This is a genomic window from Proteus cibi, from assembly GCF_003144405.1.
Taxonomy (GTDB): Bacteria; Pseudomonadota; Gammaproteobacteria; order Enterobacterales; family Enterobacteriaceae; genus Proteus; species Proteus cibi.
In genome coordinates, this window is sequence record NZ_PENW01000033.1 from 38,688 (window position 1) to 63,642 (window position 24,955).

Here is a 24,955-nt window from a genome sequence, read left to right on the forward strand (position 1 = left end):
ATGTGGGTTTTTATATGTTGTAAGTTTTTATTTGTTTAAAGTAGCGTGGGTTTTATTTCATAAACTTATCTAATGATAAGCCTTATTTATTTTACATCATAAAATAAATCGCTTAATGAATACATGATAGCTGTCACGTTTCAAACATGTGATCAGATCAATTAATAGAATTATATATTTTACAAATAGTTAAAATAGATTATAAATTTGCGCAAACCATTAAGACTTAAGTAAAAAAGCCTTAATAGTCACGCTGAGTAAGTAATATTTGAAATTAAGAAAAGAATTAAAAATGATGAGCTAAATCTTCACCATACTGCTCTAATTCAGGTCTTAACCCACGCCAACCAAATTGATTAATTAGGTGTTGCCAAGGCAGATCCCATTTAGCCGTTAAGTTAAGTGGTTGCAATGTGATTGGATGAATTAAGTTTAGATGGCTTGCATGTAACATCAAGCGATGAGATTGAAAATGATTTACAACACCACGGTTTTGGCGTAAATCACCATGAGCAGTATCACCAATAATTGGGTGTCGAATATGAGACATATGCCGACGTAATTGATGCTTGCGCCCCGTTTCAGGACGTAGCTCTAATAAACTAAATCGAGATGTAGGATAGCGCCCAATCGCAACCTCTTTTTCAACAATACCTAACGGCTGGCAGTGCGTCACGCAATCTTGAACTTTCGGAGGTTGAGTTGCAAATTTGTCTGCAATTTTGTCGAGTTCCTCGACTAAAGGGCTATCAATAACAGATGCTTCTTCAACGTATCCTCGAACAACAGCATGATAAATTTTTTCTGTTTTATGTTGTTCAAAACATTGAGATAGCGCCCTAGCAACATCAGAAGAAAGTGCCATTAATAGAACACCTGATGTAGGTCTATCTAGACGATGCACCGGAAAAACATGTTGTCCGATTTGATCTCTTAGAGTCTGCATTACAAACACTGTTTCATGCCTGTCTAACCAACTGCGGTGAACAAGCCAACCCGCAGGTTTATTCACCGCAACAAGATGCTCATCTTGATAAATAATATCTAGCATTATCGACCTTATGATTTAAACATTGCGTCAAGTTCACGCAAATGATTGAGTAAATCAGTAACATCTCGACTCTTATCGTCTTTAAATGCTTCTTCGTAATAAGGTGCGATTGCAAATGTATTCGGTAATGGCATCTCGTTTTCAATCATCGATGACAATCGCGGAATTAATACCCACTGTAACCATTCATGAGCACTCATTGTATCAATACAGAAAGGCTCAACACTTTCAAATGCTTGTTCAGTAGGAGATTCTAATTGCCATAGCGCAATGTTCTTCATCTCTTCTTCAATCAAGAGCAATTTCGCTAAAATGCGTTGTTCTAGTGTCATCATTTATCCCTTATATCAAACTTACGAATAAGGATAACATTGGGATGGAATAGCAGAAAACAAATAAAAAAATAAAAGGAGCCGAAACTCCTTTTAGACAAGAAAAATAGTTGTCTGTACAACACGTGCATCCAAGCAAGACCGTTTTTATCTATCCCTGTGATTAAGTCCATATTCACATTAATGGAAATATCCTATTTCCTGTGTCCTTGATTACTCTACATTTTATCGGTCACCAAACAGTCCCTTATTTGGTGGACGTAGAATGCCAATAATTGATTAGTTAAACAACCCACAAAAGAAAAACAATTAAAGAGCTATAACTATAAACAAAAACAATAAGTTAATAACTTATTGTTCTCCTTAAATAAACCAATCATCTTTTTATCAATGACGTTTTTTGATAAAAAAACACACGCTTTTTTGTAAGATATATCTCACAAAAAAAAGGGGATATAGATTACGTTACTCATTATATACAGCGACTAATTCTGATAGAAAGAGAGATAAATTTTCAGCTAAAACGTCTCTTTTCTTTTTGCCGAAAGTTTCAAGAATGACTTCACCAGAAACATTACACACAGAAATTATTTCATTTTCTGAATCTGTGGTACCAATAAACAATGTGGGTGTAAGTTTTAAACGCTTTTGAGTGACCAAATGCCCAATAATGTTTTCTTGTAAGCGAATAAAATCCTCTTCACTCCACACTTGGATCAAGCTGAAATCTATCTCTCTAAACCGGACCTGCATATCACCAGCATACTGAGTGGTAAAGTAATCGTGCAATTCAGGACGAATAATAATCCCCATCGCTTTTTCCACTTTTTCTAGTTTATCTGTTCCTACAAAAGGTTGCGGTAACCAATAAACAACTTCATCGCCTGTTCTTGATATACAAAGAGAAGGAACACCATAAAGATCTTCACTTGCAGGAGGTAAGCCTGATTTTTCTTGCCACAAATCAACATACTTTTGCGTAAAGGCTTTTAATTCTGAGGAGATGTTTTCAGTCATGATTATCTGTTTTATCTATTTAAATAAGAATTTCCTTTATGTTACCTGATTATGTCACTAATTCAGAGCATCAAAAATAAAGCATTCATATACTATTGATGTTTCAATAGTATAATTAACCTTCTTTTATTTTCAGCTAAAGTTAGGATGTAAATTATGTCTTTATATCAAGGTGATCAATCTCTTGAAGCATTATCTCTGGGCAAAGAGACTCAATATCATGATCAATATGATGCCGGATTATTGCAAGGTGTACCACGTAGCCTAAATCGAGATTCACTCTCTTTAACTGCTGAAAATTTACCTTTTCATGGTGGTGATATTTGGACTATGTATGAGCTCTCATGGCTTAATAGCAAAGGCTTACCACAAGTTGCTATTGGTCATGTTGAATTAGATGCAACCACTGAAAATCTTATTGAATCTAAAAGTTTTAAATTATATCTCAACAGTTTTAATCAAACTCGTTTTGAAAGTTGGGATATCGTCGAAAAAACCTTACTTAAAGATTTAACGGCTTGTGCTAAAGGCAAAGTTAATCTAACCATTTATCCACTTTCGCATTTTACATCACAACCTATTGTCGATTTTGCTGGAGAGTGTATTGATGAACAAGATATTGAAATTGATAATTATCAGTTTGATGTGCAATGGTTAAACGAATCGACAACCGATACTCTGGTTGAAGAAACCCTTGTCAGTCATCTGTTAAAATCAAATTGCCTTATCACTCATCAACCAGATTGGGGTTCAATCGCTATTCAATATAAGGGTAAAAAGATTGATCGTGAAAAACTACTACGCTATTTAGTTTCATTTAGACAACACAATGAATTTCATGAACAGTGTGTTGAGCGAATTTTCCACGATATCATGCAATTATGTAAGCCAGAGACATTAACTGTTTATGCCAGATATACGCGACGCGGTGGATTAGACATCAATCCTTGGCGTAGTAATTGTGAGTTTGTTCCAGAAATTAGTCGATTAGCCAGACAATAACGGAATAATGCCTGTATGTTAATATGATCTGTGTTATACCAAGATCAGTTGCACTTCAGTTTGTTATTTCAGGAGAAAAAGGAGTCCTACGTGATAACTCATGTCAGCCCATTAGGTTCCATGGATCTGCTTTCACAGCTAGAAGTTGATATGCTAAAGAGAACCGCAAGCAGTGATCTTTATCAGCTGTTTCGCAATTGTTCTCTTGCTGTTCTCAACTCTGGTAGCCTTACTGATAGTAGTAAAGAGCTATTATCTAAATACCAAGATTTTGATATTAACGTACTGCGCCGTGAACGTGGCGTAAAACTAGAGTTAGTCAATCCTCCTGAAGACGCTTTTGTTGACGGAAAAATTATTCGCTCACTACAAGCTAACTTATTTGCAGTCCTTCGTGACATATTGTTTGTTCACGGGCAGATCACAACAGCAAAACGTGATCTTCACCTGAACTTAGAAAATAGTACTCACATCACTAATACCATTTTCTCGATTTTGCGTAATGCTCGAGCCCTTCATATTGATGAAGATCCGAATATGATCGTTTGCTGGGGTGGTCACTCAATCAATGAAACTGAATACCTTTACGGCAGAAAAGTAGGTAACGAATTAGGGTTACGCGAACTTAATATCTGCACAGGCTGTGGTCCTGGTGCGATGGAAGCACCAATGAAAGGTGCTGCCGTTGGTCATGCTCAACAACGTTATAAAAATAGTCGTTTTATTGGTATGACCGAGCCGTCAATCATTGCGGCTGAACCACCAAATCCATTAGTTAACGAACTGATTATTATGCCAGATATTGAAAAGCGTCTGGAATCTTTCGTACGAATTGGACATGGTATTATTATTTTCCCAGGCGGTGTAGGAACAGCAGAAGAATTGCTGTATCTACTTGGTATTCTTATGTCTCCAGAAAACCAAGACCAAGTATTACCACTGATTTTAACAGGTCCTAAAGAGAGTGCAGACTACTTTAATGTATTAGATGATTTTATCGCAAATACATTAGGTGACGAAGCTCGACGCCATTACCAAATTATTATTGATGATGCGCCTGAAGTCGCTCGTATCATGAAAAAATATATGCCTTTGGTAAAAGATAATCGTCGTAGTACTGGTGATGCTTATAGCTTTAACTGGTCAATGAAGATTAATGCTGATTTACAGCTTCCTTTTGAGCCGACGCATGAAAATATGGCATCGCTTAACTTAAGCACGGATCAATCACCTGAGAAATTAGCAGCTGACTTACGGCGCGCATTCTCCGGTATTGTGGCTGGTAACGTAAAAGAAGTCGGTATGAAAGCGATTGAAGCTTATGGACCTTATAAAATTCATGGTGATCGTGAAATTATGCGCCGCATGGATATTTTATTAGCGGGCTTTGTTGAGCAACATCGTATGAAACTTCCGGGCGGTACAGCTTACCAACCATGTTACGAGATTATCAGCTAATTTATTATGATACATTTGCTGATTATTGATGCTTTAAACCTGATCCGCCGCATTCATGCGGCATCAGGTTCTTCCTGTCAGACTGTGTGTGAACAGAGCGTCAACCAATTACTTGGTCACACACAACCTACTCATGCTGTAGCGGTCTTTGATGAAGATGACAGAGACGGTAGTTGGCGACATCAACTATTACCCGATTATAAAGCGGGTCGCACACCAATGCCCGATGATTTGCGACAACAATTACCTGAAATTAAAGCAATGTTACTTAATTTAGGTATACAGAGCTGGCACTCAGGTGGTGATGAAGCAGATGACGTTGCAGCCACTCTGGCAACCAAAGTAGCAAGTGCAGGTTTTCGAGTCACAATTATTTCAACGGATAAAGGTTATTGCCAATTACTTTCTCCTTCTATTCGTATACGCGATTATTTTCAACGACGCTGGTTAGATTTAGAATTTATTAGATCTGAATTTGGTGTCGAACCATCCCAACTTACCAACTATTGGGGATTAACAGGAGTAAGCAGCAGTAAAGTTGCAGGCGTTCCCGGTATTGGTCCTAAAAGTGCGACCGAGCTTTTACAAGCTCACCCAGATCTAGAATCGATCTATCAGCATATTGATGATGTGCCTACTAAATGGCAAAACAAACTTATTACCCATAAAGAGTCTGCATTTATTAGTCGAAAAATCACGACATTACGTACTGATATTCAATTAAACGGTAATCTACAACAGCTACGTTTAAAATAGCTAAGTTCCCACTCATTCAAATTCAACAAGCTAATATCTTTAAATAACTCGCTCTCATTAAAAAAGGCTAAGTTTCTATTTATAAACTTAGCCTTTTATTATCATCAATAAATTGATGTGCTTTGAGCGTTTTTAGAACTCACGATCTGGTCGATAAGCAGCCCAAATATTTTGAATATGAACCGTTATCTCTTCTCTATCATGGTAAAGGTGCTTAGCTTGAACCTTAACGTTAATCCCTTTTTCCGCTAACTCTGACTTTATTTTTTCAAGGATATGAGAGACTTCCTCATAACGTTTTTTCATTGGCAGTTTTAGGTTAAAGATAGCTTCACGGCACCATTCATTAGCAATCCACGTTGTCATCAACGCAGCAACTTTGGCTGGTTTTTCTACCATATCACAAACAAGCCATGTGATATTTTTAGATGTAGGTTCAAATTTAAAACCATCGACTTGGTGATGACGAACTTGTCCTGTATCCATTAACGATTGTGCCATCGGACCATTATCAACAGCATGTACCATCATACTGCGTTTCACTAATTGATATGTCCAACCGCCGGGACATGCCCCTAAATCGACCGCTCTCATTCCACTGGCTAAACGCTCTTCCCATTCATCATAAGGAATGAAAATATGAAATGCTTCTTCAAGTTTTAATGTCGAACGACTTGGTGCATCTGATGGGAATTTTAACCGAGGAATACCCATATAAAACGCGGAATTATTGAAACTATAAGAATAGCCAACATAACAACATCCTGGTGCAATAAAAAACACATGGATAACAGGACGGCTAAAATTCTCAACTTTCAGCAAAATTTTCTCATTACGTAAATGATTACGTAATGGCACTGTAAATTTACGGCAGAATTTTAATAATTCCTTGCTTTCGTTAGTGTCTGCTACTTCAACGCGCAGTTCACCCGCTTTTTCAACAACACCTTTTAGCATTCCAACAATCGGTGTAATTCTATCTTCTGGCGGTAGATCTTTAAGTAATTCGCCTGTCACAAACATCTGACGAGCAAAAATTAATTCACGGAAATTGACTTCACGCGCGATCTTGTCTGCGTCACCTTCTTGGTAGCATTCAAAGATCACATAACCACTTCCCTCTTTAACTCGAGGAAAACCATAAACGCCGATTTGACCTGCTTTATCCGTAATCTCAGCCGCGCACTCTTTTTCAAAACCTTGGCGACAATATAATGCAACTTTATTCATGGCGAGACGCCGGTGCCCTTAGACGCAAAGCGCCAATAAAAATTAAAGCCCAACCAATAAGAAAACTAAATCCACCAATTGGCGTAAAATAAGATAACAATCTGACTTGGGTTAGCGCCATACAATAAAGGCTACCACTGAAAAGTAGAATACCAACACCAAAGAAAATACCCGCCCAATAAAACCATAAAATGGTTTTACGCATTAACATTGCCGCAATCCCGACAAGTAATAAGGTATGGACGATTTGGTAGCGCATCGCTAACTGAATGTATTCCCAATGTTGTGGCGATAAATGAGGTGCAAGCTTATGAGTTGCAAATGCACCAAAAGCAACATAAAAGAAGCCACTGATCGCGGAAAACATAAGCAATGTACGACTATTCACTGTTTATTCCTTCCTATTTAGAAGATATTTGCCAATCGCAATATTAAGATGATGTCAGTAAACCCAGCTTTTCTTGCTCATTCGCTGCTTGAGATAAAATCCATTGGCGAAAAGCCGCAATTTTACCTAATTCAGCCTGACTATCTTGGCAAACTAAATAAAATGCATTTTTACTAACAAGGACATCTGGAAAAGGTCTTACTAATCGACCTGATTCTATTTCACTACGTGCCATTACATTATTAACTAATGCAACGCCTTGTCCATGTACAGCAGCCTGTATCACCATTGAACTATGACTAAAAATTGGTCCTTGTTGCACATTGATCTGATTTTGTATCTCTAATTGACGTACATAAGCTTGCCAATCTCGACGAGATGTATCATGTAGCAGTGTATGATAAATCAGATCGGATGGGGTTTTTAGTGGTTTTTCACCTGTCAGCAAAGATGGTGCACAAACAGGGATCAAATATTCCGCATAAAGGCGATCTGTACGTAATCCTGTCCAATTTCCTCGACCATAAAAAATAGCGACATCAACATCGTCAGCCAACTTATCTTCTTCTCTATCCACCGCTTGAATTCGCACATCAATGCCGGGATAAGCTTGATTAAATCCAGATAACCGTGGCACTAACCATTGAATAGCAAAACTTGGAGAAAGGCTAACGGTAAGTGCACCTTTTGCGCTTCGCGCTAATAATTTGCGAGTTGCCTCGTTAATTGATGAAAAGATTTCTTTAATGTCGAGGTAATAACTCTGCCCTTCTTCCGTTAATAAAAGAGAGCGGTTGCGTCTTCTAAATAATTTTAGCCCAAGGAATTCTTCTAATGTTTTAATTTGGTGGCTCACGGCTGCTTGTGTCACAAATAATTCTTCAGCGGCTTTAGTAAAACTTAAATGACGTGCCGCTGAATCAAAAACCCTAAGCGCATTTAATGGCGGTAAACGTTTAGACATATTCAGTTCTTAACCCCCTATTTTGGCTATTAGTAGACCCTAACTTTCATCATTAGTTTTTTTTATGCGAAGCATTATAAATTGTCCCTTGATGATTAGCCAGTAAATACCTATAGTAAGCGCACTTCCTAAGCCGGAACGAAAAGTTGTGTAGTAGTAATACTGCAAAACTTTTGGCTTTGTGGTTGTGATGTTGTGTTTGCAAGTTGTCTGGAAATTCCAGACTTAGTAGCTGATGCTACTGTTTTTTTTCACTTCCTGTACATTTACCCTGTCTGTCCATAGTGATTTTATAGTGCACCGCCAAGGCGGTGCTTTTTTTATTCCCTATTTTTCTCTACTTTTTAATTACTCACGTACACCGTTTTGATGTTTTCATCCATTTTTTATAATGAACTTATCATCATTATTCTAAAAAACTCACCGCAAATTATCCTCAATAAATTAAAATAAGAAAAAATAGGATATTAATCTGCTCTCCATGATTTTTTATTGAGTGAACTTTCATCATCTTAATCGTGCTATTATGGGCGCAATGACCCATAACAAACGGATGCTTTCAGGTTTCCGTTATAAATAAATATAATTAACCGTATAATATATACGCCCTGTTTTTAACGACAAATCACGAAAATTTATTCGTCTACCAATACAGCCTAACTATGAACGTATTTTCACCTGATTTATTTCGACAACAATTTCCTGCTCTTAAAGAAAAGACGATTTATCTCGATAGTGCAGCAACTGCATTAAAGCCTCTTGCCATGATAGAAGCCTCAGATGCGTTTTATCGCCATAATTTTGCTACAGTTCACCGTAGCCAATATCAGCATGCGAAAGAGACAACACAACAATATGAAGCGACGCGTCAACAAGTTGCCAAATTAATCAATAGTGCTGATAGTGATACGATTATTTGGACAAAAGGCACCACAGAATCTCTGAACTTTATTGCTCAAGGTTATTTTCGCCCACGCTTACAAGCAGGTGATGAAATAATTGTTAGTGAACAAGAACATCATGCAAACCTTATTCCTTGGCTGATACTGGCAGAACAAACAGGCGCTCGAGTGATCCGTTGGGCAATTGAAGATCATTTTTTACCTTCAATTGATCGCTTAAATGCGTTAATCAATAAGCGGACACGAATTGTCGCCGTTAGCCAAATGTCAAATGTGACAGGCGCTCAAATCGCATTAGATAAAGTGTCTCTATGTGTCCATCAATATGATAATTGCTTACTCGTTGTCGATGGGGCACAAGGTATTGCGCATCATCCAACCGATGTCACAGCACTTGATATTGATTTCTATGTTTTTTCTGCTCATAAACTGTATGGTCCTAATGGATTAGGTGTCTGTTATGGCAAACGAAAACATTTAGAGGACATGGCACCTTGGCATGGTGGTGGAAAGATGCTAACTAACGCAACATTTAACGGATTTACGCCAGCCCCTATTCCTCAACGCTTTGAAGCAGGAACACCAAATGTTGCCGGTGTTATGGCATTTTCAGCCACATTAGCATGGCTAGAACAACAAGATATGCATCGTGCTAACCAATATGCTATTGAGCTTGCAGAAGAAGCTGAGAAGCGGCTCAGTAAGCTAAATGGCTTTATCAGTTACCGAGCCACCAATTCATCGGTTATTTCTTTCAATTTCGACGGTGTTCATCATAGTGATTTAGCAACATTAATCACAGAGAAAGGCATTGCATTACGCACAGGGCAACATTGCGCACAACCGCTTATTGATTCATTAAATATTTCAGGCTGTTTACGCGTTTCTTTTATGCCTTATAATCAACTTTCTGATATCGATGCCTTTATTGACGCTGTTATTTTTGCGTTAACACTCTTAAAAGACGAATAATCATCATGACTAACATCACAACACAGCATCCCTTTGGCAATGAAATTACGTTAGATATCTTGCTTAATGATTTTCAAAAATCAAAAGCATGGGAAGAGAAATATCGCCAATTAATCCAACTCTCACGTAAATTACCCGCATTACCTAATGAATTAAAAACATCAGAAAAAGAGATCAAGGGATGTGAGAACAAAGTATGGCTAGGTGTCGAATTAAATAGTGACGGTAAATACCATGTTTATGGTGATAGTGATGGTCGTATTGTAAAAGGCTTACTGACTATTATTTTAACCGCAGTTGAAAATAAAACGGCGCAAGAAATCGCTGATATCGATATGTTAGCGATTTTTGAACAATTAGGATTGGCTAATCAAATTAGCCAATCTCGTACTGACGGAGTGAATGCGATTATCGCACGATTAAAATCACTCACCTCCCAGTATTAAGTTTTATACTCTAAATCATTCAAGATGTCGCTAGGCGACAAGTCAGTGAGTCACTAGGAGCATACATCAGTATGCGACTAGTGCGAATGAACGCCATCAACAACGCTGTGGCTGAGTACGCTGCGCCTTTGCTAGCATCTTCTTCAAAGCATGAGACACCGCAATAAACCCAAACGATGCCGTTACCATCGTTACAGCCCCAAAGCCAGCTGAACAGTCCATTCGTTTCACACCATCTGCCGTACTTTTTGCGGCACAAACCGTACCATCGCCTTGTGGATACACGAGTTGTTCTGTTGAAAAAACACAGTCGATCCCAAGTTTTCCCTTACTGTTTTTTACGACGTTAAAATCAGATTTCAAACGTTCTCTTAATTTAGCCGCTAAAGGATCTTGAATTGTTTTTGCTAAATCAACGACTTGAATTTGTGTTGGATCAATTTGACCACCCGCACCACCTGTAGTGATCACCGGAATTTTATAACGACGGCAATACGCTAATAACGCAGCTTTGGGTCTTACACTATCAATGGCATCAATGACATAATCAAAGTTGTTATTCATCATTTCAGCGACATTATCAACCGTGACAAAATCATCAATACTGGTCACGTTGCATTCTGGATTGATTTCTAAAATACGCTGTTTCATCACATCGCATTTTGGTTGACCCACACTTTCTTTCAATGCATGTATCTGCCGATTCGTGTTCGTCACACACACATCATCCATATCAATTAAGGTGATAGCACCAATACCACTACGTGCTAATGCTTCCGCAGCCCAACTGCCGACCCCTCCAATACCCACGACACAGATATGAGCCTGAGCAAAATAAGACAACGCTTGTTGCCCATAGAGTCGCCCTATTCCAGAAAAGCGTTGTAAATATGAATCTGATAATGAATTTTGCATAATGCGATAACAACCTAAATAACAGAAATAATCATGGCTATTAATATCAATAGCCATGTCGTTTGCATCATTTTACCGTTAATAACGTGCAGATAAAGAGTAAATCGTTTTTATGACGAAGGGTTTAATAAGTTGAGTTGTGATTTTTTTAATACCCAAACGCGCCCATAATGATTATAAAAACCTGCCATATGACCAGCATCTTTACCAATTCCATGATAAATATCGAAATGATGGCCTTTAATTGCCCCTCCTACATCTAATGCCACCATTAAACGCATTTGATATTCGCCAGTGAAATTACCCGTATTATCAAGTACAGGAATTTCAGCGAGTAATACCGTTCCGGCTGGAATAATACTTCTATCAGAAGCCACAGAAGCAAGTGCAACGAGAGGGATAGCACTGGCACCTCTAACTGGTGTAAAAGGCTCTGGTTTGAAAAAAACAAATGATGGATTTTCTTCTAATAATTTTCTCACTTCAGCATCATTGTGTTTATCAGCCCAATCTCTAATAGCAAGCATAGACATATCTTTTCTTTCTACTTCACCATTATCAATAAGTACTTTGCCAATACTGCGATAAGGGTGTCCGTTTTTCCCTGCATAACCAAAGAACGTCAAAGGTTTACCATCACCAAAATCAACATAACCACTTCCCTGAACTTCCATCATAAAATTATCCATAATGGAGTTACTGTACGCTGCAATTAAAGATGGGCTTAATGCACCATTATAAATAGCCGCACGAGAAGGTAATTTTGACCGACTATTAGCAGGCATTTTATAAAGAGGGTATTGGAACTCACCTTGTTTTGTTAAACGGGCTTCAAGAACAGGTGTGTAATATCCCGTAAATTGGACATTACCGTACTTATCAACCCCTTCCATTTGAAATGCAGAAAGATTGAACTGACGTAATTGTCGTGTATCTGCACCAGAACGTAGCCAGTTTTCAACCGCCTGATAAGTCTCTTTGTTGCTATTATACAAACGAGATGATGTTTGGTTTATCTGACTGACTTGTTGTAAGTAATCAGGGCCATTAATAGGTGTACCTTGTGTATTTGGCGAAGTTACTTCAATGAGATCTTGCTTAAGCTTTCCATCTTTATACTGTTGCCCTTGCTCTGTTGGACGATGACATCCTGTCAAGGCAAGCGCTAACATACCTAAAATTAACGATTTTCGCCAAGTAACCATTTTCGACCCACTTAATGACTGAATTGAGTGTTGATTTTGAGTTAGAAAGATACCAAAGCAAAATCAATAAAGATATGGATAGACAAACACTTGAGATATTTTTCTTATCATTAGTGAAATTAAAATTCACCCAACAAGTATAACTGCCTAAATTTGCGTCTCGATGTATTATTTCTGACCGTTTTTAAAAGAAAACTGTAAAAATTTCATAAAAAACTTGCAACTCGGCAGATCCTGAGTATAGTGCCCCTCTGTGGAGACGCGGGGTGGAGCAGCTTGGTAGCTCGTCGGGCTCATAACCCGAAGGTCGTCAGTTCAAATCTGGCCCCCGCAACCAATTCACAAAGCAATAAGTTATAGTATCAGTCGCGGGATGGAGCAGCATGGTAGCTCGTCGGGCTCATAACCCGAAGGTCGTTGGTTCAAATCCAGCTCCCGCAACCAATTCTATAAACAATAATTCAGTCGCGGGATGGAGCAGCATGGTAGCTCGTCGGGCTCATAACCCGAAGGTCGTTGGTTCAAATCCAGCTCCCGCAACCAATTCTATAAACAATAATTCAGTCGCGGGATGGAGCAGCATGGTAGCTCGTCGGGCTCATAACCCGAAGGTCGTTGGTTCAAATCCAGCTCCCGCAACCAATTCTATAAACAATAATTCAGTCGCGGGATGGAGCAGCATGGTAGCTCGTCGGGCTCATAACCCGAAGGTCGTTGGTTCAAATCCAGCTCCCGCAACCAATTCTATAAACAATAATTCAGTCGCGGGATGGAGCAGCATGGTNACTCTTCAAAATTTCTTCTTATTTTATTTTCTCTCTTATTTTACAAACCTAATCATACCACTCATCGATTTGCTACATTAATTTCTATTTATCTCAATAACATATTGTATTAAATGGATTTTCGTATTGAAAATACAATAAGACACTCCAATAGAAAGCACATAAGCTTCGCTTTCTACTGGAATATAAAAAAAATAGAGAAAAAGATTAGCTACGATCCGCTAAGGTTAATTCACCGCCATTAGCAAAATAAGCTTTGATCCCTTTGAAAATAGATTCTGCAATCTGTTGCTGGAATTTAGCTGTTTTTAGTTTTTTCTCTTCTTCAATATTACTGATAAAAGCGGTTTCTACTAAGATAGAAGGGATCTCTGGCGCTTTTAATACCGCAAAACCCGCCTGATCGACTTTATTTTTATGCAGTTTATTGATACCGCCTAATAGCTTTAGTACTTCACTACCAAATTTTAAGCTATCATTAATTGTCGCAGTCTGCACGAGATCGAGCATTGCATGGTCTACATAGCGATCACCACTTTTACTCACCCCACCAATTAAGTCAGACTCATTTTGTGTTTGAGCAAGATAGCGTGCCGTATTACTGGTTGCCCCCGTTTTTGATAATGCAAAAACAGATGAACCTCTTGCAGAGCGGTTTGTAAACGCATCAGCATGAATGGAGACAAATAAATCTGCCTGCATTTTTCGAGCTTTAGCAACACGTACTGTTAATGGAATAAAAACATCTTCATTACGTGTCATATACGCCTTCATTTTGGCGTCTTTATCAATAAGCGTTCTTAAACGACGAGCAATTTGCAACACCACATCTTTTTCACGTGTTTTATATTTACCAATCGCGCCCGGATCTTCCCCACCATGACCAGGATCGATCATGATAATAATGGGTCTATCTCGCCCTGCTCTACCTGGTTTACGGGTGTCGGTTTGTGCGGGTACTGCTTGTTGTAGATCACCGTCGTTATATTCACGCAATAGTGCTAAAAGAGGATCGTCTTCTGTGTCAGCACCATGGCTTGGGTAGAAGTCTAACACCAAACGGTTTTTAAATTCGGCCACCGGTTTAAGCGTAAACATTTGTGGTTGTACAGGCGTTTTTACTTCAAATACCAGTCGTACTGTTTTAGGTGTATTTTGACCAACGCGGATCAGTTTTAAATACGGATCGTTAGTCTGAACCTGATTAGCGACACCTTTCAGTACGCTATTAAGTTGAATACCTTCTAAATCCACCACAATACGTTCGGGGTTTGATAATGCAAACTGACGATATTTCAGTGGGGTACTGGATTCTATAGTCACGCGAGTATAAGTCGAGGCAGGCCAAACCCTCACAGCAACAATAGATGCTGTGGCAGCAAGACCAACAGGACTAACACTTAACAATAATAACGCGCCAATTCCTTTAACAAGACGACGACGAGTTTGATTGTGCTCAGAATGACTCATGAAAATATTCCAAAAAAACGATTAACGTCAATAAACTCTAAAAAGAGATAAAAAAAGTTAAGAACGAAAAACTTTACCCAATCCACACTTCACTGTCACTTAAAAACAGCACAATTACTCACTTTTACACGAATATTCTGCCTTCAGGGAAAACAATAAGATAGGATTTTACTTGCCATTCCTCCTCAAAAAGAATAAAAATACATTAAATGCGAATAAAAATTCACTTGAGAGGGTTTTATGAAAGAGCGTAGCACCGAATTGGTCGATGGATTCCGCCATTCGGTTCCGTATATTAATGCACATAGAGGCAAAACATTTGTCATTATGTTAGGTGGCGAAGCCATAGCTGACGAAAACTTCCCATCTATTATTAATGATATTGGATTATTACACAGCCTAGGCATTCGCTTAGTGGTTGTTTATGGTGCTCGTCCACAAATTGATGCTGCTCTTGAGGTACAAAAAGTATCTCCAATTTATCATAAATATACGCGTATCACCGATAGCAAAACCTTAGAAGTTGTTAAACAAGCGGCGGGGACATTGCAACTCGATATTACAGCTCGCCTCTCTATGAGTTTAAGCAATACGCCATTACAAGGTGCGCATATTAATGTTGTCAGTGGTAACTTTGTTATCGCACAGCCATTAGGAGTTGATGATGGCGTTGATTATTGTCATAGCGGAAAAATTCGTCGTATTGATGAAGAAGCTATTCATCGCCAGTTAGACAGTAACGCCATTGTATTAATTGGTCCAGTTGCAGTGTCTGTTACTGGCGAAAGCTTTAATCTCACTTCAGAAGAAGTGGCAACCCAGCTTGCGATAAAGCTTAAAGCACAAAAACTAATTGGTTTTTGCTCATTCCAAGGTGTTGTCGATGAAGAAGGTCACATTGTTTCTGAACTGCTACCTAATCAAGCTGAAGATAAAATTCGAGAGCTACAAACAGAAGGTGATTACCATTCAGGCACAGTAAGATTCTTACGGGGAGCGGTGAAAGCCTGTCGTCGTGGTGTAGAGCGCAGCCACTTACTCAGTTATCAATCTGATGGTGCGCTTATTCAAGAATTATTCTCTCGTGATGGTATTGGTACTCAAATCGTCATGGAGAGTGCAGAGAAAGTTCGTAGAGCGAATATTAATGATATTGGTGGCATACTCGAACTTATTCGCCCATTAGAGCAGCAAGGCATTTTAGTCAGACGTTCAAGAGAACAATTGGAAATTGAAATTGACCAATTTACGATTATTGAACGCGATAATATGACGATTGCATGCGCAGCACTCTACCCTTATCCATCAGAAAAAATTGGTGAAATGGCTTGTGTTGCAGTACATCCAGATTATCGTAGCTCTTGTCGTGGTGAGGTTTTGCTACAGCGTATTTCAGCACATGCGAAGCAATTAGGGTTAGAAAAGCTGTTTGTTCTAACAACTCGTAGCATCCACTGGTTTCAAGAAAAAGGTTTCGAACCAGCTGAAATTGATAAGCTACCAATTGAAAAACAAGCACTTTATAATTATCAACGCCGTTCTAAAATTTTGATTTTGGACTTACATAAAGAGTAATTACCCAGTACAAAAAAGACAGGTTCCCTCTCATGCCTGTCTTTTATTATTTTCGCATTATTAACGAACTGCTAATAACGTAATTTATCAATTAACCCACTTCGACGTTGAATACGTGTTTGTATTGCCATTTTCACCATAGACTCTGAAGCATAAAGAGAAAGCTTCTGTTTAGCGCGTGTTAATGCGGTATACAACAATTCACGACTAACAACAGGTGAAAATTTATCAGGTAGCACTAATGCTGTATGGGTAAATTCAGAACCTTGTGATTTATGCACTGTCATTACATACGCAGTTTCATGTTGTGGTAATCGACTTGGTTGTATCGCTTTCAACTTCCCATCAGGCAATTGAAAAAAAGCTTTCATTTCACCTTCATCGTTATTGAGCATAATACCAATATCACCATTAAACAGACCTAACGTACTGTCATTTCGTTGGATCATAATAGGGCGTCCAATATAATCACTTTGATAACTATGGGTAGGACGACGGATCAATCGCTGGCGATGCAAGAACATTTCAATTCTGTCATTCAAACCACTGACACCAAAAGGACCTTCTCTTCGCGCGCACAATAAACGGTATTGGTTAAAAGCATTCAGAATAATATCAGGTGATGCTTTTTGAAACACTAAATTGAGGTACTCACGATAAGCATTAACGGCATCTTGTATCATCAGTAAATAACGTTCTTTTGACTCTAAAGCAATAAAACTCACATCTTGAGGTTCTAATGCTATTTCGAGTTGTTGGGAACTAACTTCTGCTTTTTTTAGTAACGCAATAGCCGTTTTTGTCTGCCCTTTATTAACCGCAAAAGCAAGTTGTCCTATCCCAGAATTCTCACCAAAACGGTAGCTTTTACGTAATAGGCACAGAGAATCACTGACGACGGAGACTGGTGTTTGAGAGACAGGAATAATATCTGTAGATTTAACCAATTCACCTTGAGTTAAATGATTAATCTGATCAAATCGTTTTTGGCTGAAACCCTCTTCAGAAAAGCGGCAAATATCACCTAATACAGCACCCGCCTCAACAGAAGCAAGTTGGTCTTTATCACCTAAGAAAATAACGTGGCATTTTGGTGGGAGCGCATCAATCAAGCGTGCCATCATAGGTAAATCAACCATTGAGGCTTCATCAACAACTAAAATATCAAGCTGTAATGGATTATCTTTATGATAACGCACTTGCTGACTTTCAGGCTGAGCGCCTAATAAACGATGAATAGTTTGTGCCTGCTTTGGCATCCACTTATTTTCTTCTTCACTTAAATTAAGTTGCGCTAAGGCGTTACCTAAAGATTCCGTTAATCTCGCAGCGGCTTTACCTGTGGGAGCCGCTAATTGAATAATCGGCTTTTCATTCGATGTGAGCATCACAAAAGCGGCTAAAATTTTAGCAACGGTTGTCGTTTTCCCCGTTCCAGGACCGCCAGAAATAATAGAGATGGGGCTGGTAATAGCAACACTGGCAGCCACTTTTTGCCAATTGGTTTCTTGGCTTTCTTTTGTTGCTGGAAAAAGCGCATTGAGCACCTTAATTAAATCATTTTCATCAAGATCAACAATGGCGTGCTCTTGCCTAAAAAATTGAGCAACTTTCTCTTCATAGCTCCACATTCTTTGTAGATAAAGCAGTTCATTATCTAAAATAATAGGAGAAGGTGAATCATCACTACTTTGATTAACGCAATGACAATGAGTCAATTCTTCTACTATTTTTTGAGCAGAAGGCTTACCCATTTTTTGCCAAATCTCTTGTGCAAACTCTTTTTGTCTACCATCAAAAAGCTGATCTTTTTGAATAATATTTAATGGTAAACAGACATGACCCGCTCCGGTTTGAGCACTCAAATAAGCAAATATAAAGAGTAAAATAGGGTTTTCATCTTCAACCAGCATTTGTGCAAATCGAAGATCTAAAGGTCGTAATAAGTTTTGTGTAATCGCTTGTTCTAAGAGTTTGATCATTTTTATTTCTCACCGACTTCATCGGGCTTACAACTTTTACCTGTAAATAGTGAATCTAGTGCCAAAACAAAAGCTTCATCAGGCAAATAAGCATAAACGCCATTTCCGGGGTGTGCTTTGTCTATTCCACGTAAAAAGAGGTAATAAATCCCTCCAAAGTGGCTTTTGTAATCATAATCAGGGATGCGCTGTTGTAAAAAACGATGTAACGCTAAGGTATAGAGTTGATATTGCAAGTCGTAGCGATGATCCATCATTGCATTCATCATCTCTTCTTGAGTGTAATCCTCGCTCGATTCACCAAGCCAATTCGATTTGTAATCCACAACATAGTATTTCCCTTCCCAAGAAAAGACTAAGTCAATAAAACCTTTGAGCATCCCTTCAACTTGTTGAAATTGCAAAGCCGGACAACGTTTTGATAGAGGGTCAAACTGACTAATTAATTCAGTTAATTGCGCTGATGAAACCGCTTTCTCAATAGGTAAATAGAATTGTAATTCATCAAGTTGTTGTGATTTTGGGATATTAGCCAGGCACAATCCTTGAGAATTAAGCGGTGTATGAAACAGCGTTTCCATCCAGGTCACTAAAAGAGGAGCCCACTTTTCATCAAAGCCTTGAGCAGTCAATTGCCCTTGCATCCACAGTTCATCAATAGGTTGCGAAAAATCTAATACTTCCAGCAAACTGTGTAAGAAGGTTCCTGCCACTGCACCTCGAGGAAAATGATGAATAGAATTTTCATCAACCTCTCCCTGTTGCTTCTCGCCTTTAGCATCTGTATCAAGCCCCGGAGCAATAGATTGCACCAATGCTTCAATATCACCTAAATCAAAATGATAATGACGATGTGAATGCTGATAGGTTAATCCTGAATAGCTCGTTATACGCCAATTATCATGGATCTGACGTTTAAATATAGCGGCTTCAAGTTTTGTTTCAGCCTTTAATTGAGGCTGATAACGATGTGCTGATATAGTATCAAGCGTTGTTACACTGATATTATCATCTAATAAAGCATGGATTGATTGATGCAATAATTCACTATTGCCCTCTTCACCTTGCTGTAATAAATACCCTAAAGCATTTTTATGCAGATCGGTAAGCCCTGTTTTACGTTTATTTCCTTTAACCAGAGGAGCAACACCAACATAACAACAGAATTTAGAGCGTGTTAATGCCACATAAAGTAAGCGTAAATCTTCCGCTAAGCGCTCTTCATCCGCTAAACGTAAACTTTCAGGTCGGCTAAAAATATCTAATTTTGCGTAAAATTTCTCTCTATCATGATAAAGCGCCCCTTTTTGTTCTTGGTAATTACAAGCAAAAGGTAAGCACACAATAGGATATTCAAGACCTTTAGATTTATGGATAGTACAAATTCGTACAAGATTCCGATCACTTTCCAAGCGCATTTGTTGGCTTTCTGATTGTGCATCAGGATGAGAAATCTGTTGTGCTAACCAACGAATAAGGGCATGTTCACTGTCGAGTTGTAATGATGTTTCTTGTAATAATTCACCAATATGCATGATATCTGTAAGTCGGCGCTCACCATCAATACTTGCGAGTAAATTCTCCGCAATTTGATTATCCATCATGATCTTACGCAACATGGGTAGAACACCACGCTTTTGCCATAGTACATAGTAATCAGCAAATTTCTCCACGTAGCTATTCCAGCTCGCTTCGCTGTGATTCAGATCATCAATTTGCTTTGCACTAAAACCAAATAATCGGCTAGCTAAAGATGCCCTTAAAACACGTTCTTTTTCGGGTGTTACAACGGCTTGTAATAACCAAAGTAGATCTTTAGCTTCATGAGTTTCAAATACACTTTCACGATTGGATAAGAACACGGATTGTATTGAAAGCAAATTCAATGCATCACGGATCAGTATCGCTTCTCTACGGCTACGCACCAATACCATAATATCAGCAGACGTAACCGCTTTTTTTGTCCCTTGCTCAATCAGCCAAGCCTGTTGCTGATCCCCTGCTGATAACCAATCACGAATTTGTGCGGCACATTGCGCTGCCATGATTTGCTCATAATTTCCCGTAGAAACACTTTCGCCATCAGCAAGCCAAAAATTAAAAGGCGAAATCGGTTTATCATGGTAAATAAAGGCCATGTCTTGGTTTTTTTCAGCCGAACTGACTTCAATAAAAGGGATATGCTCAAATAAAAAGGGAGCATTGGAACGCATAAAAAGCTTGTTAACGGCATTCACCATACCTGGTGCAGAACGCCAGTTAGTATTTAGTGTATAGTGATGAGATGTCTGTTTTCGTGCTTGAATATAAGTAAAAATATCTGCACCACGGAAAGCATAAATTGCCTGTTTGGGATCACCGATAAACAACAACCCGCTATTTTCATGCTCACCATAAATCGCATCAAAAATACGATATTGTTGGGGATCGGTATCTTGAAATTCATCAATCATTGCAACTGGGTAGCGTTCACGAATAGCTTGCGCTAAAGCTTCACCACCTTCACGTTTTAATGCTCTATCTAAACGTGTTAATAAATCATCAAATCCCATTTCACCACGACGCATTTTTTCATTTTCAATGCCTTGGCGTATTTCAGGGATCGCATTAACCAAAATAACATCTCGCAGAGTGAGACTCTGCTTTGTTAATTGTTCAATTTCAACAAAAAGAATATGCTCTGGTGCTGGGCCTTTAGTGCTCTTCTCATTCAGCGTTTCTTGAGAAAAACGAACTAAACAATCAGGTAATTGATAGCTTTTCGTTTCTAATGTTGCTGCCCACAGAGTAATTTCCTCAATCCATTTGGGTAAGAAACGACTGCTATAACTACGTTTATCAACGCCTGAAGCAGTTATCCACGTTTCAACTTCATGATGATGTTCATGCCAACGGGCTTTCACCTTGTTAATAGCTTCAATAACCGCTTGATGACGCTCTTTTACTGATTCATTTTCACTGTCTAATGCCACACCTTCGATTTCAGGCATTTCACCTTGTAAATAAGGCTGTATTTCATAAAGCAGTTGTTCAGGACCAGACCAAATCTGACTGACGGCATTAGCAACATCATAAGAAAGCGGATAACAATGACGGCGCCAGAAGTCAGCACATACTCGTTTCTTGAGCTCATATTCATCTTGGATCAAGACTTGTTCAAACAAGACGCCTGATTCAAATGCATTGTTTGCCAACATACGCTGACAAAAGCCATGAATGGTATAAATAGCCGCTTCATCCATTTGTCGTTCTGCTTCTAACAACCACTGTGCAGCTAGCGCTTTATTAGGGATCTGTTTCAGTAACTCATCGTAAGTCTCATCGCTACTTTCAACATTATGACGGATACAGGCAAGTCTTAGTTCATGGATATTTTTACGTATACGGGCTCGTAATTCATCTGTCGCCGCATCCGTGAATGTCACCACTAAAATCTCTTCAACATTGAGAGGACGGTAGAATGCAGACTCTCCGCCTAATCCAAGAAGCAACCGTAAATACAACAACCCTATTGTATAAGTTTTCCCTGTTCCTGCTGACGCCTCAATGAGGCGTCTTTGGTACAGAGGAAGTGTATACGGGTTTAATGGCTGTGCCTGTATCACTTCACTCACTCTTTAATTTCCTCAATAGGTAAGGTTTTCTGTAATTCACTTACCGTAGCATAACGTTTCCATTGTTTATTTTCGGCATAATCAGTCTCTTTGCCATCTTTACCAATCACTTGTGAGACAAAAATAAATCCATTCGGTTTTATAATTGCTTTTTCATAAAATTCAATGGCTTGTTTTAACGTTACTTTATTAAGTTCAGCTAAGAATTTTTCACGTCCATCATATTTTAAATTGTTGCGATGGAAGTCATTTCGATAAAGAGAAACTTCTTCATAGAACGTTTGAGGTGGCTGTTTAATTTCAGTAATCATCGCCTGTTTATACTGATTAAAATCAGCTTCGTTCATTTTTTTCAAACGCTCGTAAGCCTGTTGATAAAAGGCGTTATAACGCTCATTTAAGTAGACAGGCGGTTTCGCATTACTTTGCAGTAAAAAGCCGAGACCTGATTGCTCACCCATAGTGCCTTGATAAGCAAATACAGCGTAACCTAACTGCTCTTCTGTTCTTAATTGATCATAGAACCAAGGCTTGATAACAGATGCTAACACTGAAGAAATTGCCTGACCTTCAAGGCGACTGTAACCTGTTGGGATATAAAGCTCACCTAATGCGTTATCTGTGCTCTTCGATTTATTTTGGAATTCAACTGCATCTAATTTATTGAATACCAGTGTTTCACCGATCCAATATTCTGTGCCTTGATTACCTAATAATTCGTGTGCAGATTTCGCAATATCGCGACTTTGCTCTGGCGTTAAGTTACCAATAATCAATGCTTGAAGTGCCGCGTTTTTAATGACTTCACGGCGATTATCAATAATATCTTGCAGTGTAATTGACGCTAATGCTTTGAGTTTGTCAGCTTCTTCATAGTACGGGATCGTATTTAATCGACGAGCTGGCAGCATAGCTGCTTCAAAGGCTTTTAAGTTATGAGTCACTTCAAGTTGTTCACGATACCAAGATTTAGCTTGATCGAGCTCTTCTTGAGTTGATTCAAAGCGCATATAGTTTTTCAGTGTCGCATTAACGAGTTCTGGTAAATGCTGTGTATAACCATTCATTGTAAAATCAATACCTTGTCCTGATGAGGATGAAATATTCATTCCAGCAACAGAAGCTTGGTAAGATAATTCACTTAATGCTAAACCAGCAAGATAGTCCGTTAAGGTTTGTGTCACTTGTTGCTTAACAGTAATGTCTGATTTCTTATTTACTAAACTTAATGTCACACTGGCTTTGGGCTCATCAGAAAAATAGTGCGATGGCATATAAAACAAGCGAGCGCTTTTATCCTGCCACAACAATTCTGGTTTGATGATTTTGTTATCCGCATCGATCAAAGAAAGGTTATCAGGAATATAAGGATTAAGTGCTGGCAGTGATAATGAAATATCATCCGATAATGTTTGCCATGTTTTTAATTGCTTATCTGTGATTTTATCGACCTGATAAGGAGCATTAACAAAGTAGGCTTGTTTGTTAGACGGTTCATTAGGGCTTATTACCCAAATACGCGCTTTCTCTGGTGTAAGAGAATCAAGACGAGAAAGGATAGCTGAAGGTTCATAATTATCAGCAATATAGTCTGCATCTAGGATATTTTTGATTGGATAACGCAACATCATATCCGAAATGCCTTCTATGTAATTCATATCTCTTACAATAGAGCCATAACGGAATGAGAGATCTAATACATTCGCAATTTCATTAAAGTAACGCGGACTAATACCTTCGGTTTGGATTAAACGAATATACGAAAATATAGCGGAAATCACTTTGTCTTTTTGCGCTAAACCTTTATCCGTCAACGCAACATAAATCGTAAATGAGCCTTGGTTACGGTCGATATAAGGTTCTGAAAATGCACTAATACTTTCAGCTAAGCCTTGATCTTGTAGCCATGTTGCCAATGTACCCGCGCTACGATTACCAATTAAATAACCAATATATTCATCAGATTTACTGCGAAAATCGGCGACATTATTATCAATCCCAAATTCAATCTGTAAAGTTTTTTGTGGTAAAGCGGGTACCAGATGGATCATTAGCCCTTTTTCTTTATCCGTCATAGCCGGTACTGTGGTGACAGGCACATCAGCCTTTTTATTCGGGATACGAGCGAAAGTGTCTGCGGCTAATTTAGATAATTCATCGAGTGATTTATTACTATAAATCACTCCATTCATTAAGTTGCCAGAATAGTATTTTTGATAGAATTTGATCAATTCATCCTGAAGTTTACTATTTGGTTTATCACTTAATGTCTCTAAATTACCGCCCATAAAGCGAGAACTTGGATGTGATGGGTTTAAAGTTTCAGCCCTGACTTGCCAAAAACGCATACCATCGCGCGCACGTGCCATTGTTAATTCAGCATTAACCGCATTACGTTCACGATCTGCATTTTTAGGATCAAGTAAAGGTTCTGCTAAAGCATCAGCAAGGCGATCAACTGCTTCATTAATAGCACTATTTTCCACTTCTAAATAGAATGCGGTGCGATAAGTCGTTGTACTCGCATTATGAGAGCCACCATTCTTTTGTAAGAATTCAGACATACTGCCTGATTGAGGGTATTTCACCGATCCCATTAGCACCATATGTTCTAAATAGTGTGCAAGACCTTGCTGACTATCTGGATCTTCTAATGCGCCAACAGGCAATGCAACCGCCGTTAATGATTTAACGGCTTTTTCATCAGAAACCAGTAATACGGTCATTTCATTAGGTAGTTTAATTGCTTGATATTGCCGTGGATCGCTCTCACTTTTTTCAATGCTATCAGGCAATACTTGCCAGAGTGGATCAGCAGCAAAGCTGTTGATACTCACTAGCATCAATAGCAACATGATCCATAGTTGCGAGCAGTATTTTCTCATCTGATA

General features: G+C 38.6%; 18 protein-coding genes and 5 tRNA genes. 11 read left to right on the forward strand and 12 right to left on the reverse strand.

What is annotated here, in order from left to right; translation table 11 throughout:
• Nucleotides 1–286 precede the first annotated feature (286 nt).
• The 3 genes from truC to syd form a co-directional block, all read right to left on the reverse strand.
• Nucleotides 287–1,051: a tRNA pseudouridine(65) synthase TruC gene (truC, locus tag DK865_RS16690; protein ID WP_109392384.1), complete on the reverse strand. Its 765-nt coding sequence runs from the start codon at nt 1,049–1,051 to the stop codon at nt 287–289.
• A gap of 8 nt (nt 1,052–1,059) precedes the next feature.
• A complete protein-coding gene (locus DK865_RS16695; RefSeq protein WP_036913813.1) occupies nt 1,060–1,383 on the reverse strand; it encodes a YqcC family protein in 324 nt (107 codons plus the stop codon).
• Between the two features lie 465 nt (nt 1,384–1,848).
• Nucleotides 1,849–2,400: a SecY-interacting protein gene (gene syd / locus DK865_RS16700; RefSeq protein WP_023582723.1), complete on the reverse strand. Its 552-nt coding sequence runs from the start codon at nt 2,398–2,400 to the stop codon at nt 1,849–1,851.
• Between the two features lie 156 nt (nt 2,401–2,556).
• On the opposite strand from syd, the gene queF reads away from it, so the two are divergent.
• The 3 genes from queF (at nt 2,557) to xni (ending at nt 5,616) form a co-directional block, all read left to right on the forward strand.
• The gene (queF, locus tag DK865_RS16705) at nt 2,557–3,402 is read left to right on the forward strand and encodes an NADPH-dependent 7-cyano-7-deazaguanine reductase QueF (RefSeq protein WP_109392385.1); all 846 of its coding nucleotides are present in this window, start codon (nt 2,557–2,559) and stop codon (nt 3,400–3,402) included.
• A 90-nt stretch (nt 3,403–3,492) separates the two neighbouring features.
• Nucleotides 3,493–4,860, forward strand: a complete 1,368-nt coding sequence (ppnN, locus tag DK865_RS16710; RefSeq protein WP_036913815.1) for a nucleotide 5'-monophosphate nucleosidase PpnN — start codon at nt 3,493–3,495, stop codon at nt 4,858–4,860.
• Between the two features lie 6 nt (nt 4,861–4,866).
• Nucleotides 4,867–5,616: a flap endonuclease Xni gene (gene xni, locus DK865_RS16715; protein WP_023582726.1), complete on the forward strand. Its 750-nt coding sequence runs from the start codon at nt 4,867–4,869 to the stop codon at nt 5,614–5,616.
• 132 nt (nt 5,617–5,748) lie between these two features.
• Here xni and rlmM read toward each other — a convergent pair whose 3' ends face one another.
• Genes rlmM through DK865_RS16730 form a run of 3 tightly spaced genes read right to left on the reverse strand, consistent with a single transcriptional unit; the run spans nt 5,749 to nt 8,198 of the window.
• Nucleotides 5,749–6,846, reverse strand: a complete 1,098-nt coding sequence (gene rlmM, locus DK865_RS16720) for a 23S rRNA (cytidine(2498)-2'-O)-methyltransferase RlmM (protein ID WP_109392386.1) — start codon at nt 6,844–6,846, stop codon at nt 5,749–5,751.
• Nucleotides 6,839–7,234, reverse strand: coding sequence for a DUF423 domain-containing protein (locus tag DK865_RS16725; protein ID WP_036913817.1), 396 nt, complete (start codon nt 7,232–7,234; stop codon nt 6,839–6,841). The genes rlmM and DK865_RS16725 overlap by 8 nt, the downstream gene beginning before the upstream one ends.
• Nucleotides 7,235–7,277: 43 nt before the next feature.
• Entirely contained in the window at nt 7,278–8,198 is a 921-nt protein-coding gene (locus DK865_RS16730) for a transcriptional regulator GcvA (protein ID WP_023582728.1), read from the reverse strand.
• 662 nt (nt 8,199–8,860) lie between these two features.
• On the opposite strand from DK865_RS16730, the gene csdA reads away from it, so the two are divergent.
• Together csdA and csdE are read left to right on the forward strand one after the other, a co-directional pair.
• Entirely contained in the window at nt 8,861–10,072 is a 1,212-nt protein-coding gene (gene csdA / locus DK865_RS16735) for a cysteine desulfurase CsdA (protein ID WP_109392387.1), read from the forward strand.
• A 5-nt stretch (nt 10,073–10,077) separates the two neighbouring features.
• Nucleotides 10,078–10,518, forward strand: a complete 441-nt coding sequence (csdE, locus tag DK865_RS16740) for a cysteine desulfurase sulfur acceptor subunit CsdE (protein ID WP_023582730.1) — start codon at nt 10,078–10,080, stop codon at nt 10,516–10,518.
• Nucleotides 10,519–10,614: 96 nt separating this feature from the next.
• On the opposite strand, the gene tcdA is transcribed toward csdE, so the two are convergent.
• Nucleotides 10,615–11,433 (reverse strand): tRNA cyclic N6-threonylcarbamoyladenosine(37) synthase TcdA, encoded by an 819-nt coding sequence (tcdA, locus tag DK865_RS16745; RefSeq protein WP_023582731.1) that lies wholly within the window; start codon nt 11,431–11,433, stop codon nt 10,615–10,617.
• Nucleotides 11,434–11,543: 110 nt separating this feature from the next.
• On the reverse strand, nt 11,544–12,638 hold the full coding sequence (gene mltA, locus DK865_RS16750; RefSeq protein WP_023582732.1) for a murein transglycosylase A: 1,095 nt from the start codon (nt 12,636–12,638) through the stop codon (nt 11,544–11,546).
• A gap of 260 nt (nt 12,639–12,898) precedes the next feature.
• Here mltA and DK865_RS16755 point away from each other — a divergent pair.
• From DK865_RS16755 to DK865_RS16775, 5 genes are all read left to right on the forward strand, one after another.
• Nucleotides 12,899–12,975: transfer RNA gene (locus tag DK865_RS16755), tRNA-Met, on the forward strand.
• 30 nt (nt 12,976–13,005) lie between these two features.
• Nucleotides 13,006–13,082 (forward strand) — tRNA-Met (locus DK865_RS16760).
• 22 nt (nt 13,083–13,104) lie between these two features.
• Nucleotides 13,105–13,181, forward strand: a tRNA-Met gene (locus DK865_RS16765).
• A gap of 22 nt (nt 13,182–13,203) precedes the next feature.
• Nucleotides 13,204–13,280 (forward strand) — tRNA-Met (locus DK865_RS16770).
• Between the two features lie 22 nt (nt 13,281–13,302).
• Nucleotides 13,303–13,379, forward strand: a tRNA-Met gene (locus DK865_RS16775).
• A gap of 251 nt (nt 13,380–13,630) precedes the next feature.
• Here the strand turns inward: DK865_RS16775 and amiC are convergent.
• Nucleotides 13,631–14,893 (reverse strand): N-acetylmuramoyl-L-alanine amidase AmiC, encoded by a 1,263-nt coding sequence (gene amiC, locus DK865_RS16780; protein ID WP_023582734.1) that lies wholly within the window; start codon nt 14,891–14,893, stop codon nt 13,631–13,633.
• Nucleotides 14,894–15,133: 240 nt separating this feature from the next.
• On the opposite strand from amiC, the gene argA reads away from it, so the two are divergent.
• Nucleotides 15,134–16,468 (forward strand): amino-acid N-acetyltransferase, encoded by a 1,335-nt coding sequence (argA, locus tag DK865_RS16785; RefSeq protein WP_023582735.1) that lies wholly within the window; start codon nt 15,134–15,136, stop codon nt 16,466–16,468.
• 71 nt (nt 16,469–16,539) lie between these two features.
• Here the strand turns inward: argA and recD are convergent, their stop codons facing one another.
• The 3 genes from recD to ptrA are packed head-to-tail and all read right to left on the reverse strand — an operon-like array spanning nt 16,540 to nt 24,949.
• Nucleotides 16,540–18,450 (reverse strand): exodeoxyribonuclease V subunit alpha, encoded by a 1,911-nt coding sequence (gene recD, locus DK865_RS16790; protein WP_109392388.1) that lies wholly within the window; start codon nt 18,448–18,450, stop codon nt 16,540–16,542.
• Between the two features lie 2 nt (nt 18,451–18,452).
• Nucleotides 18,453–22,064 carry an exodeoxyribonuclease V subunit beta gene (recB, locus tag DK865_RS16795; RefSeq protein ID WP_109392389.1) on the reverse strand — a complete coding sequence of 1,204 codons (3,612 nt, stop codon included), beginning with the start codon at nt 22,062–22,064 and terminating at the stop codon, nt 18,453–18,455.
• Nucleotides 22,061–24,949 carry a pitrilysin gene (gene ptrA / locus DK865_RS16800; RefSeq protein WP_109392390.1) on the reverse strand — a complete coding sequence of 963 codons (2,889 nt, stop codon included), beginning with the start codon at nt 24,947–24,949 and terminating at the stop codon, nt 22,061–22,063. Before ptrA ends, recB begins: the two co-directional genes overlap by 4 nt.
• Nucleotides 24,950–24,955: the final 6 nt, after the last annotated feature.